We start from the raw sequence: 12,944 nt of genomic DNA on the forward strand, positions 1-12,944 counted from the left end.
TTTGAAAATGAAAGGTCTGGGCTAGTTTTGAAGTTCTTGGGGCGAATTTGAAAGCCTTTTTCCCAGGGCTCTGTAGTATATCTGGGAAATTGGAATGGTTTCTTCGGTTTTTGAAATTTTCATAAAACGCTTTCTGGCATTCCCCTCTACAGCTGTAAGATAATCTAGGTTTACCAAATAAGAACGGTGTACCTGCCAAGCCGTCGGCAATTGTTTCATGATATTGGATAATGTACTGCGAAAAGTCTTTTGCTGCATTCCACTTTCCGTGTTGAAGTAAATATCTACATAGTTCTGCTGGGCCCTCGCGAAAACAAAATCTGACTCAAAAATGGTTAACGTCTCAGATTTATTGTTTCCTGTGATCGTAACAGATGTACGCTTTTTATGGTTTTCCTTATCGTAAAGAGGTACTTCGATTACGCCATATTTAGAACGTAAATAGACCCATAAAGGCACTACAATCGGGATGAAAGGTACTCCGTAGTCTTTTATGAAGTCCCAAATAGAAGCAAAAGTAAATGACGATAGCCCACTAACGACATAGAAATGATAAAGAAAGGAAAAAAGGAATATGATAAAAAGTGTTGACACTACGTACAAAATCTCATTGATGATATACCATCGATTGGTTTGAAGTGTATAGAAATAATTTTCAATAGGGTGGACAAGAAGAACAGGAATTAGGATGCAAAGTGTATATCCTGAAAGGATGAAATACTTATTTGAAAAACTATTACTATTATCGAAAGGCTCCAAAGTGATCAACAATAGCGAGAGTAACACCCCTAATACTAAGGCAATCCAAAAGGTAGGCTTCCAGTTTTTGGTATATGCAATGGTTTTATTTAGTGAAATAGTCATTTGGTCAAACGTCTCTAGCTGGCCTGAAAATAAACTAATTCAACCTTTTCTTAAACTAAAAAAAGAGAATCTTGTAAAAAGATAAGTCTTACGCATATTTCTCGGAGCCATGCATCACTACTCTTGAGATCACAGCGCCTTTTTGCGCTAAGTGGTCGGTATTGATAAAATATCCTAAAGAATAAAGTCAGGTCTTTCTTTTATTCGCTATTTGAACCTTTGTTTTTCCTTGAGGTTATGGTTCCATTTATGGAGTAGGGACAAATTCTTCGGAAGTAAAGATTTAACGTTTGCAGGCGCCCATTGTGTAGTCGTCTATACCGCTACATGCTGCTGTAGAAGGATTTTCATAGGTAACACCATTGCATCCGCAAACCGGGTTGAGTTCAAACGTAACCGAACAACTTCCTTTCTTTTTCTCAACACAATTATCTTTGTTGCAGAAAATTAGCGACAAACATACTATAGTTACCAATACACCCTTTTTAACTCCCACAAATTCTAAATTTTAGATGTTTGCCTACTCATGTAGAAATCGTTTATTTGAATCTTTTCAACTAAAGAGACCATGGTTTTCTAAAAAGATACTAACGCCTATTACAACAAACCAAAAGAGTAAGCCTAAATAATAAACCTTCATTAATCTCGATTTATCTTCAACACTACCGCCCAAATTGGCAAAGTATTGTCTGCCCAGAATCGTAACGAATACAATCCCAAAGAAAAACATGATAATTTGCTCTTTTAGGCTAAGTGAGTGATTTGCTTTCTTTCGATTCAACAGTGCCTATCCTTTAGTTGAACTTTACCATTTGCCTGATCTTAACCGCTTTCTCGAAGTGGTCAAGCTCATTTTCGGCAATCCACCAAGTGGCTACCTCCATTAAGCGTTTTGGATTGTCATTTTTGTTCTTGAAAAATGCATAAAATGACAGCCCCACATGCTCTCCTTTGGCTTGTATTTTACTATCGCAAACGTCAATGATCTTCTTTCGCATTGCTTTATCCATGCTTTATTAAATTTTGCTTTCCAAATTGTTTTTATAAGATAATAGCCGTTTGATATATCTCTTGTATTTAAATGTCATAACAAGATAAATCACAGGGATGAATACTAAAGCGCATATCGCAGCAAATAGTACACCATCGAAGTAATCACTATCGTCAATCCAACTATCCCCATATCTTCCAGGTAGAATTGGAAAAAGCAAGATGAATACTAAAGAAAGCATAACCATCATAAGTCTACCCTTCTTGAGTTTTTCCAACTTAGCCTGATAGCGTACAATCTCCGTATTCGTTTTCTCTATTTCCTCAAATACGTTCAATCTAAGTAGTTTTGCGTAAGAAATATATTTCGGAGCTCATTAATCCTCATAATTGAGCTCTTATACCATTATGTTTCATTTGGAATTAAATTTAATAGTTCTATTATCGATGGAAGCTGCTAACCTAGGTGCATCGGGATGTTCTAATTCCATCGGTGTTGGAGAAACAAAAGTACTTTCCCTACCTTCAATCGAAATATGTCCTGATGGGTCGATGGTAAGGAAAGCGAATACCGAATCTTTGTATATCGCCATACTACCATCAGAACCATATCCTTCTCCTGCCCAATAATAGGAAGCACTGTTCATCTGGAAATAATGAACATTGTTTATAAAACTATGGTCGTCTAGGTGATGGTGTCCACAAAAACAGGCGATCACTTTTTGAAAATCGCTGCGATTGTTGGCATCATCGATTACTTTTCGAACAGCAAACCTACTGGGTGATGACCAACCGTCCCAAATTTCATCGAACGCCTGATGTGATATGATGATGCTCTGCCTGTCCGTAGCGGCCAAATCTTCCCTTAACCAAGCGATTTGATCCGGATGTACAAGACTGCGGTTCTCTTGGTCTATATAAAAATTACCATGGGCATAGTCCATGTATTTCCCTTCCTTTAAAATATAGTTTCCGTCAAGTATCACAAAATGAAAATCACCCTTGTCGAAAGAATAGTATTTATCTGTCATTCCCCAAAAAGACATCGTATCCTCTTTCGTTCCTTTGTCCATATCATGGTTCCCCAGAACGTGGTACTTTGCTCCTTTGTAAGAATTCCACAAATCAATGCACTCCCTTCCCGCTTCGGTGGGATGGCAGAAATCACCACCTTGGATGATGAAATCAAGATCTCGTCCCGAGGCTTCCTTCAAAAAAACCTCTAAACGCTTAAGCGCATCGGTGCAAAGACCGTGATGGATATCGGTAATAAAACCAATTTTCAGCGAATCTTTCTGTTCGAGATTACCCTTAGGGGCAAACGCGAACAAGGTCGAGTTGCTGACGGCAAAGGCGGCAGTACCTAATCCGAACTTCCTTATAAAACTTCTCCTATTCTCGTGCTCTTTAATCATTTCTTGTTTTCTTCTCTAAAATAAGCCTTGTTCAATAGCATCCTTTAAACTCAATACTACTACTTTTCCCTTTGTAGGCATCATATGTTCCCACACCCAGTTGTAATGTTCAATTACCTGTTTTGATGTCAAATGAGGTCGTTCTCCCGTTGTATGCCCATCAGAAATTACAGTAACATGAAAATCCTTTGTCAGTGCGGACTGTATTGTGGACTCCACGCAAAAATCAGTTGCGCATCCGGTAACTATTAATTCGGTAATATTCAGCTTTTCTAGATTTGACTCCAGTTTTGAATTATAGAAAACATCGTTTGCATATTTGTCAATCAACATATCGGAGGGTTCTATCTCTAGATTATCCAATAATTCCCATTCCCATGTATGTTTTTCAAATTCTCCGGTGCCAGATCCATCATGTTGAATAAAAACTACTGGCAATTTCATTTTTCTGAATAGAGAAGAAAGTTTATTTATTCGATTTACTACACCATCAGCATCGAATCTAGGGGTTGCTTCTGTAAAAGACCCCTTTTGCATATCAATAATCAATAAGGCTTTATTCACTTCATCCTTTATTTGAACTTTCAAGTTTACTTAAACAAAATATATGCTCCTATTCTGGGCGTATCGCTTCATTCAGCTAGTCGTGCAATTTGATTTTTTATTTTTTGGGCAAGTGGACTAGCGCCACCATCATAATTTGACATTACGACTACAACATAATCCTTATCAAGAAAGATATCCAGATTAGAATTAATGCCGGGAAAGCCGCCACTATGTCCGACCACCTTACCACCGCCCCCTTTTCCTAATGAGAAACCATAGCCATACCATGAATTTGAGTGGTCTGTCCAGAGTAGGTCCAATGATGGCTTTGAAACAAGTTTTTCATTGACCAAGGCCATTGCAAATCTGTGTAGGTCGCCTACCGTGGAGAAACCTCCTCCGGCGGGCCCTCCTTTGATTACGTGTTTGTAAAGATTGTTTTCCCACCCAGAGCTATTGGCAGCCGGTGAATATCCGATGGCAAGATTTTCAACAGGTTCATCCATTTCATAGGCGTCGGTATGGGTCATCCGCGCCGGTCGAAAGATGTTCACATCAACATACTCAAAATAATCCGTGCCGGTTACTTTTTCAATAATGACTCCCAACAAAAGCATCCCTGTATTACTGTAACTGTATCGCTCTCCCGGCTCGAACGCTGGGGTTTCTCCTTTGACCAGTTGCTTAAAATCATCCACATTCCTATATGACGCCCGTGAAGCATTCCAAAAATCCTTATTAAAATAACTTCCTAAACCACTGGTATGGGTAAGTAGGTGATGTATGTTGATCTTAGCGGTGATTTCCGAAGGGAGCCAACTTTCATCCACATACTTGCCAATAGGATCTTGTAGCGCTATCAATTTTTTTTCTACGAGCTGTAAAATGGCTACAGCAGTGAACATTTTATTCATTGATCCCAGATTGAATTTGGTGTCCGTATTGTTCATCACATGAAATCTTTTCGAAGCCTCACCACGCGCCTCCTGATATAAAATAGCATTCCCTTTCGCAATAAGGACAGCTCCCGAAAAAAGGTCTTGTTGTGCCAACCGATCTACGGTTTGTTTTGTTTCTTCAACGAATGCTGTTCTTGAAATTTCAGATTCCAGAATGCCACTGGGAATCTCAGCGGGAGAAATGCCCATCCCTTTTATTATAAGGTCTTTTTCGTTAGCAAATGAGAATGTTATTTTCTGCCATGAATCATAGTTTACATCTTTTAAAATAAGAACATTTTCTTGCGGATTTTCAGGGGTATAGGTTCTCATACTATGAAAGCGCACCCCCCCGGTTTGCCGATAATAATTTAAAAAAATATCCTGATGGGACTTCATAGGGGCGATATTTTGAAATTCTTCCGTGAATGAGTTTTCGATAAACGCCTTTATCTTATCTGGGTCGTTGGAATTTATGGCATTGATAATCGTTTCCGTTACTGTGCCTAAACGCCCTTTGGGAGTTGCGGTATCGTCTTTGTAGTTAATCTTATCAGCCTGTGCGTGACAGAGTATTGAGAAACTGAAGGCCAGCATTAGTATATAAAACTTCATAATTATTGTATTAAGGTTCCTAGTAAAGACTGCATAAAAATCTATAAGTTTCAACTATTTTGGTTTCTAAGACGGTCATTTTAAATGACGTATTTTAATGCTTCTATTGAACTTTGGTTAGTATTTCTTTAATTGCGTTTATAACCAGGTTTGGTTCATCCAACTGAATGAAATGACCGCTCGCTTTTGTTGAAATAAGTTTGGTCTGAGGTACTGATTCTTTAAAATCACGATAAAGTCGTTTCTGAATTTCAAGTAACAACTTACCCTCTTCGTCACCCTCTTCCACTTTGTTGGATTCTAATAAAGTGACCGGAATATCTGTTTGGAGCTTGATAGTTTTCAAAATGGAATCATGCTGGCGATATGCTTTTACTTCCATTTGAAATCCTTTAGATACCTTCTGAATCTGTGCAGCAAGTAGACTATCTTCTTTCTCTAACTCGACTTCCGATCTAATTTTTCTCCATTCGTCCTCCAAATATTCACTTCCCGGATCCACCAATACCAATCCTAATACGTTTTCAGGATAGAGATGAAGATAAAATCGGGCTACCGCACCTCCCATAGAATGTCCAACCAAAATTAGAGGGGTGCCATCGATGCTCTCTTTCTCAATTAAAATTCTTAAATCTTCGGTTACGTTCTCAAGTGTTCTTGGAATATTTATCAGTTCTGATTTTCCAAGTCCAGGCTTGTCATAAGATACCGTTTTTGTGGTTTTAGAGATTTCCTTTTGTACTGGATTAAAATCTTTCAAAGTACTTCCTCCACCATTGAGAAAAACAACTACAGGTTCACCTTTACCCCATGTTAAGACGTGTTGCTTCTTACCCTGAATTTCAATGAAGTGATAATTTGCTTTGTTGCCGCATGAGTAACAAACAGCCAATATAAGCAACAATAAAAATTGGTAAGTCTTCACACTATTTTTCGGTTTTTCAGTAAGAGTAAAACATCTTTTATTAGAATTTTTAATTTATAAGAGAGAAGCTCAAAATACTCAATGTAGCTATTACAATTCCTAAAACAACAATACATCCACTACCACCAGAGCTGTTTGATGACCCGCCACCAGAACTAGATTGTTGCATTTCCTTGTTTGCTCTTGCCCATGCGGCTTTTGTATCTCTTTTTTGTCTTGCTTCGTGCTCTCTCTTTAGCTGTTCATTTGATTCTGCCCCCATTTTTGTTTTATTTGTTGTTATCCTTTAATTGAACTTTGAGGCAAAGGCCCTTGTTTCAATCATCAAAAATTTGTGTTTCAAACCCATCAATGCTTTCCGTATTTTTATCTTTCCAATAGTCTTTAATCCTAGCTTTCCCTTGTTTGACAGCCCAAGTATTCAGGGTTGTTCGCTCTTCTTTGAAGTCCATAAAGGGTACGGCGTAACCACAAGAAATTTGTACTAAACTAATATCCATTTCAATGACTTGTCTAGAACCTACGTTTTCGGGAAACAATTCTAAATATTCGTGGAATTCGCTATCCCTTTCATGATAGATTTTAGATACTCCGTAGAGTCTTAAAATCATAGGTTTGCCTTCAAAAGCGCAGAACATGATCGTCATTCGATTGTTTTTTGCCAAATGAGCCGCGGTTTCGTTTCCGCTACCGGTCAAATTCAACCACACAATTTTAGTTTCGCTAATCACCCTGAAGGAGTCAGTGCCTTTTGGAGAAATATTAACGGTTCCCTCATTTGCAGCTGTTCCGACAAAAAAGATCTTTTGATTTTCAATAAATTTTTTGAGTTCCGGTGTGATATGCGCTAACCTTTTTCCCATTTGTCCAATTCGTTATATCGTCCAGGTAAATTTACAAAAGCGTACGTTTCTTTACGCGCACTCCAACCGTCATATGTAGTAATCCTGTATTCGAACTTTAGGAATTGGACACTTGTTTTGACAAGGGCCTTTACGGATTCGTATTTATTCCGCCACAAAACTATCATTGTCTTTATTTTCAATCCAATGATATTCAATTTCTTTGGCAACTTTTCTTGCAAAGTCAATGCCATGTCTATCCGCCAAGAATCCTAGTGACATATCCATCCCTGCACTGACTCCTGAAGAAGTATAATATTTTCCGTCAATGGCCCATCTCGCGCTCTTATCCCAATTAACCCTTGTATTTTGTGAAGCAACCCAAGAGAACGCTCGCTTATTTGAAGTTGCCTTTTTACCGTCTAGCAGTCCTGATTTTGCAAGAAGGGCACTACCTGTGCAAACGGTAAGCACATAGTCACTCGCTTGGGAAAGTTCTTTGATCCGTTCAATGAGGGGCAAATTATCTACTTCTTTTCTTGTCCCCATGCCACCAGGTATGACAACTATTTCAGGTGGAACACCCATGACATCTAGTTTTTCAGTCATAATCGGCACTTTATGCCTATTTGATATTATGCCCCCTTCCAGTGAGTAAAACTTGATGCTATAGCGATCTACTAATCGACCAAAAATTTCCGCAGGTCCGAAAACGTCTAGCGTTTCATAATCATCGAACATAATGAACGCAATTTCCATAATGGTATCTTTTTTAGTGGCATCGACCTCTTTCTGGGCATTTGCCGTACGCACTGTACTAAGGGTGAGCGTCAAAATGAGCGAAAGGGAAAATACTCTTTTCGAATTTAGTGTAAAATTCATCTCTTTTCTGTAGTCTTTATGTTCATCAATGGTTTATGCATCCTTGATTTGAACGTCGATGTCATAGACCAATTACTTATTTGATTTTGCATTGTTATCAAATGATTTATCAGGATATGGCGGTGGCGCAGGTACTTTACGGGGGTCTTGCTTTATCAATTTTTGAAGGTGCTGAATGGCAGCATCCAATTGTGCATCTTCACCCTTAAAAGTGGCATGCGGTAAATTGTCAACTTCAATATCAGGAACAAAGCCGTGGCCTTCGATCAACCATTTTCCGTTATCACCGTACACCCCGAACATTGGAGCTCTTGCAATTCCATTATCACTGAGTCTATTTTGGCTATGTAGCCAAATTTCACCACCCCAAGTTCGGGTTCCAATAGTGGTGCCCAAACCAAGTTTTTTGAAGCCATCGGCGAAGGCTTCCCCATCAGAGTATGTATTTTCATTGACGAGTACCACAATATGGCCTCTAAACGCATAGGGCATATTCCAATAGGGCTCTCCTGCTCTGGCTTTCCAGTACATCCATGCCTTTCTCAATAGTTTTTCAAGAATGAAGCTGTCAATATTACCCCCAAAGTTATAGCGGACATCAACTATCAACCCCGATTTATTAAAAACTGGATAGAATTCACGATAGAATTGGCTAATATCATTATTCCCCATGGCGCGTAAATGCAAATACCCTATTTCATCTTCACCCTTTTGCTCTACATGGCGGCGTTTGCCATATTCCCAATCACTGTACCGAAGGTTATATGCACTGCCTATTGGTTTAACAATGATATCTTTGACGATGGCACCTCTTTTCATACGTAATCGTACTTGCTTGCCCACTTGGTTTCTGATAAGAGCTCCGATATCAACCGCGGACAAAGCGTCGACTCCATTTACGCTCGTAATGACATCACCGGTACGAATATCTAAATAGGGGTCGTCCAATGGCGATTTTACATCAGGGTAGTCCGGGTCGACTTTGTAGATATAATCAATCTTATATCCGCCATTTTCTTCATCACGACTGAAAACACCCCCTAAACTGGCCACAGAAATATTTTTAGCATCACTTCGGCTATCACCGCCTCGAACGCTGGTGTGCAAGGCAGAAAGCTCACCGACAAAACGCCCAATAAGGTCTGAGAGTTCATTGCGGGTAGTGACCCTATCAACAAGGGGCAAGTATTTGGCATGCATTGCGTTCCAGTCTACCCCGTGCATATTTTTATCATAAAAATAATCACGTTCCATACGCCATGCATCGGTGAAAATCTGTTTCCAGTCTTCTCTCGGTGTCATCGAAAAACGCCATCCACTTAAATCGATCTTACTTTTTGACAGGTCTTTGATTTCACTTGCACCAGCTTCGACCATATACAGCGCTTGCTTTTTTCTAACCAAAATATTTTCACCTTCAGCGGTTAACTCAAAATCGGTAATATCGGATATCATTGTTTTAAGTTCGACAGCTTCGTTTCCGATTTTTACAAACGATAGATGGTTTTTGGCATGGAGACCGGTATCGCTCGAAATGAGGTAAATGGCTACTTTATTTACTTCCAGCCCATTGTAGTTTCCCGCCTTAATACGTACTTCTTGAATTCTCTCTTTAATACCATTTTGGTCGATCTTCACGACCACCGCACTTTCTTTGGCTTCGCCTTTATTCTTTTTGTTTTTCTTTTTATCAACGTCTTCGGTATCCTCTTGTTCAGGGGTGCCATTAAGTTCATCAGCTTCTCGAAAGGGAGATCTCGTTCCTTTTTGCAGCGCAACATGGTATAGCTTTTCACTGGCATCAAAATAGGGCTCTGGCTGCCGTGTGCCCCACGGACTGCGGACTAAAGAAGTAAAGCTTCTATCGGATAGGAAATAGATGAACTTCCCATCGGGGCTCCACCTCGGATTTAAACTGTTGGCCCTATCCGTAGTAAGATCGAAGGTGCTATTGGTATCAACATTGTAAATTTTTATTTGCGCCATGGTATTGGCCGCAGTTTGCACAAAGGCCAACCATTTGCTGTCTGGCGACCACTTATAATCCGAAATTCCTTCTTGATTCGTGGAGATTTTTTTGCGCGTGCCACTTTTGATATGTAGTGTGTACATATTATTTTCAAGGTCTGCATAAGCAATCCATTTACCATCTGGTGAGGGCATGCCGGTAAACTTAAGAACATCACCATCTTTGGTAAGCTGTCGTGACGCACCGATTCCTTTTGATGGCATACTTACGAATTCAAACTCCCCACTTTCATCTGATAAGGTGTAGATCTGTTTTCCATCAGGTGAAAAAACAGCATCCCTAAAACGAACATTTTTCTTTTCTGTAAACGAAACAAGACGACCTGCTTTTGTCGGTGCTACGAAGACTCTTCCTCTGGCCGTAATTACGACATGTTCCCCTTTAGCATCAGGATGCACTGAAGTGATATATTTTGAAGGATTATCCTCCCATTTCTCACGCAACTGATCCAAATCCGAGACCAGATGTATCGTAACTTTTTTAGCTTCGTTTGATGCAATGTTATAATGCCAAATATCCGCTCCCATTTGGTATACCAGATTGCCATTTGAACTATTCGCATAGCGTACATCAAAAGCTTTATGGGTGGTATGTTGTTTTAAATCGCCTCCGTTTTCATCGATAGACCAAATATTCATCATGCCGTCGCGATCGGAAATAAAATAAACGCGCCCATCAAACCACATCGGATGGTGACTTTCCCCTGGGTGATCTTGGGTCAACTTTACCGCCTCTTCGTCTCCTTCGGTAAATTTATACAGTTGTCTTGCGGTACCGCCTTGATAGCGTTTGGTCACGTTGTTATGATATGACGGTCTTACGAAATACACCGTATTGCCCGTGCGATTAAAAGAAGCTTCACTAGCCTGCGCTAACGGAATTATGGTTTTTTCTTTTGTTTTTGGGTCAATAGTCACCAGTTGATTATCGGGGACTTTGGAATAGGCCCGTGTCTGATAGACTACTTTATTATCCGGTGTCCAACCATTGACAATCGATGCATCTGCCTCATAGGTCCATCGGATGGGCAGCCCCCCTTGCGTAGGCATGGTGTAGACTTCCGTTGGTCCTTCATAACTAGCGGAAAAGGCAATTTGGCTGCCATCGGGTGAGAAGGTCGCGAAACGCTCTTCTTCTTGATGTGTGGTGAGCCGCTGTGCCAAACCACCCTGCAACGGTACCGTCCATAAATCTCCTTCTGCAGAAAACACGATGGTGTTGTTATGAATATCCGGATATCTATAATATCCTTCAAAGCCTTGCGCATTGGCGATAGCAGCGCTACCTAAAGAGAGAAATAAGCATAGAAAAATGTGACGTACAGCAACAGTATCCATAGTTTTCAAAGTGATCGTTTTAATTAAAAAAAGCCTTGACACTAAATATAACCATTCAAATTGGGTAATTTTTCCTTGAAGTGATTTAAACCATCCCCCAAAAGTGATTGCTACGGCAAGAAGAGGAAACAATTTATGCTTTATTTGAGCTTGAACCTTTAGTGAAAACCAATTCGATTAAAAAGCGACATCGTTTGCTCTTTTATATCCATATAGCTGCATTTTACCGGCTTGAACTTCCAAAATCGAAAAACTATTGTTTTCGAGTCCTTGATGATCAACCATCCCGTTTTGGGTGATGTACTGAATTCCATTTATGCTGCTGTACCTTTCCTCATGCACATGCCCCTGAAGCACAGCCAATACGGTACCGGATTTTTCAAGCAGTCTTTGTGCTTTCTTGAAGTCATTGATGTGAAATTTATAACCCTCCCTACGGAACTCGAATAGGGGGTGATGACAAAAAACCAGCGTAGGTTTACTTGTTTTCTTAAGGTCTTCCTCTAACCAATCCAATTGTTGATCCGTTAGGTTGGTATCTTGCCAATCTGCCCCTTTTAGAAAATAGTGATTTGTTCCGTCTTTGTTGTAATTGGCGTCTAAAACTATGATATGCAACCCTTTGTGGTCAAAGGAATAGTAACTTTTTTCTTTTGGCACACCTGTATTTTCGATATTCTCAAGAAATTGAGTCTTCGTTATACTGTCTACATCATGGTTGCCGATGCAATGATAACGAGGGCCGTCGAAACCGGAGTACACCGCTTCTATTTTACGTAAATAGCGTAGTGTCATCTTTTCATCTTGAGTTTCATCCTCATCCTTAAAATCGCCCATATGCATAACAAAGTCTACTTTTTCTTTGTTCATCACACGTACAAACTCGCCCATTTTGTCTAATGCCCCACGATAAAACCGAGTTCCTGCCGGGTCTCTTTCTGCATAATGGGAATCCGTTGCTATGCCAATGCGGACTTTAGTATCCAATTCCGTTACGAAGCTGGTGTCGAACGGAAAAACCGTTGTACTTAAGGTAAAAAGCCCTGTGTTCTTAATAAAAACCCTCCTTGTTGCCATTTATTGGTATCGTTTTTTCAAAGTGTTACCCTTTAGTTGAACTTTATTCTTAATTTAAATGTCCTTATTCATCAATTTATCAATCTTCCATTCCGCAACATTTCTGATTCTTAGAATCCTTTCAGACAATTCTGGACTGTAGGGGCATCTATCTCTATGAAATCCTATCCAATCCGGAAAATATTTTTTTGCTAATTCAAAAGTTCGTCTACTAAGATTTTGTTCATTTTTGAAAAATTCTTTTGAAATTAAATTAGTTCTATAATTCAGAACATACCTAAATGCATTTTCCAGATCCGGATGACATTCACCTATACCTTCGTCTTCCCAAACTACTGCATCCGCAAGAATATGATAATCCATTTTCGGATTGCTTAAATTAGTTTTGGTTGGCAAACTATTCCTGTATCTTTTAAACACTCTTTTTATAAAGAATTTTTGGTAAGCTATTTCTAATATTCTATACAATGAATTATAAATTTTT

12 protein-coding genes are annotated in these 12,944 nt (G+C 39.4%); all 12 read right to left on the reverse strand.

Going from position 1 to position 12,944, the window contains the following annotated elements; genetic code table 11:
* Positions 1-21: 21 nt before the first annotated feature.
* The 12 genes from ACKWCA_RS01695 to ACKWCA_RS01750 all read right to left on the reverse strand — a co-directional run bounded on the left by ACKWCA_RS01695 (position 22) and on the right by ACKWCA_RS01750 (position 12,928).
* The gene (locus ACKWCA_RS01695; protein WP_413976401.1) at positions 22-864 is read right to left on the reverse strand and encodes a LytTR family DNA-binding domain-containing protein; all 843 of its coding nucleotides are present in this window, start codon (positions 862-864) and stop codon (positions 22-24) included.
* A gap of 794 nt (positions 865-1,658) precedes the next feature.
* Positions 1,659-1,874 (reverse strand): DUF6500 family protein, encoded by a 216-nt coding sequence (locus tag ACKWCA_RS01700; RefSeq protein ID WP_413976402.1) that lies wholly within the window; start codon positions 1,872-1,874, stop codon positions 1,659-1,661.
* Between the two features lie 393 nt (positions 1,875-2,267).
* Positions 2,268-3,269, reverse strand: a complete 1,002-nt coding sequence (locus ACKWCA_RS01705) for a metallophosphoesterase family protein (RefSeq protein WP_413976403.1) — start codon at positions 3,267-3,269, stop codon at positions 2,268-2,270.
* A 15-nt stretch (positions 3,270-3,284) separates the two neighbouring features.
* Positions 3,285-3,857, reverse strand: a complete 573-nt coding sequence (locus ACKWCA_RS01710) for a cysteine hydrolase family protein (protein ID WP_413976404.1) — start codon at positions 3,855-3,857, stop codon at positions 3,285-3,287.
* Between the two features lie 44 nt (positions 3,858-3,901).
* Positions 3,902-5,368 (reverse strand): serine hydrolase domain-containing protein, encoded by a 1,467-nt coding sequence (locus ACKWCA_RS01715; protein ID WP_413976405.1) that lies wholly within the window; start codon positions 5,366-5,368, stop codon positions 3,902-3,904.
* Positions 5,369-5,471: 103 nt separating this feature from the next.
* A complete protein-coding gene (locus ACKWCA_RS01720) occupies positions 5,472-6,293 on the reverse strand; it encodes an alpha/beta fold hydrolase (RefSeq protein ID WP_413976406.1) in 822 nt (273 codons plus the stop codon).
* Between the two features lie 49 nt (positions 6,294-6,342).
* Positions 6,343-6,555, reverse strand: a complete 213-nt coding sequence (locus ACKWCA_RS01725) for a hypothetical protein (protein ID WP_413976407.1) — start codon at positions 6,553-6,555, stop codon at positions 6,343-6,345.
* A gap of 55 nt (positions 6,556-6,610) precedes the next feature.
* Complete coding sequence (locus tag ACKWCA_RS01730; RefSeq protein WP_413976408.1) at positions 6,611-7,156, reverse strand: pyridoxamine 5'-phosphate oxidase family protein; 546 nt, start codon at positions 7,154-7,156, stop codon at positions 6,611-6,613.
* A 144-nt stretch (positions 7,157-7,300) separates the two neighbouring features.
* A complete protein-coding gene (locus tag ACKWCA_RS01735) occupies positions 7,301-8,017 on the reverse strand; it encodes a DJ-1/PfpI family protein (protein ID WP_413976409.1) in 717 nt (238 codons plus the stop codon).
* A gap of 72 nt (positions 8,018-8,089) precedes the next feature.
* Positions 8,090-11,383 carry a S41 family peptidase gene (locus ACKWCA_RS01740; RefSeq protein ID WP_413976410.1) on the reverse strand — a complete coding sequence of 1,098 codons (3,294 nt, stop codon included), beginning with the start codon at positions 11,381-11,383 and terminating at the stop codon, positions 8,090-8,092.
* Between the two features lie 177 nt (positions 11,384-11,560).
* Positions 11,561-12,460, reverse strand: a complete 900-nt coding sequence (locus tag ACKWCA_RS01745; RefSeq protein WP_413976411.1) for a metallophosphoesterase family protein — start codon at positions 12,458-12,460, stop codon at positions 11,561-11,563.
* A gap of 54 nt (positions 12,461-12,514) precedes the next feature.
* Entirely contained in the window at positions 12,515-12,928 is a 414-nt protein-coding gene (locus tag ACKWCA_RS01750; protein ID WP_413976412.1) for a hypothetical protein, read from the reverse strand.
* Positions 12,929-12,944 lie beyond the last annotated feature (16 nt).

The sequence above is a fragment of the Maribacter corallii genome, assembly GCF_047345415.1.
Classification (GTDB): Bacteria; Bacteroidota; Bacteroidia; order Flavobacteriales; family Flavobacteriaceae; genus Maribacter_C.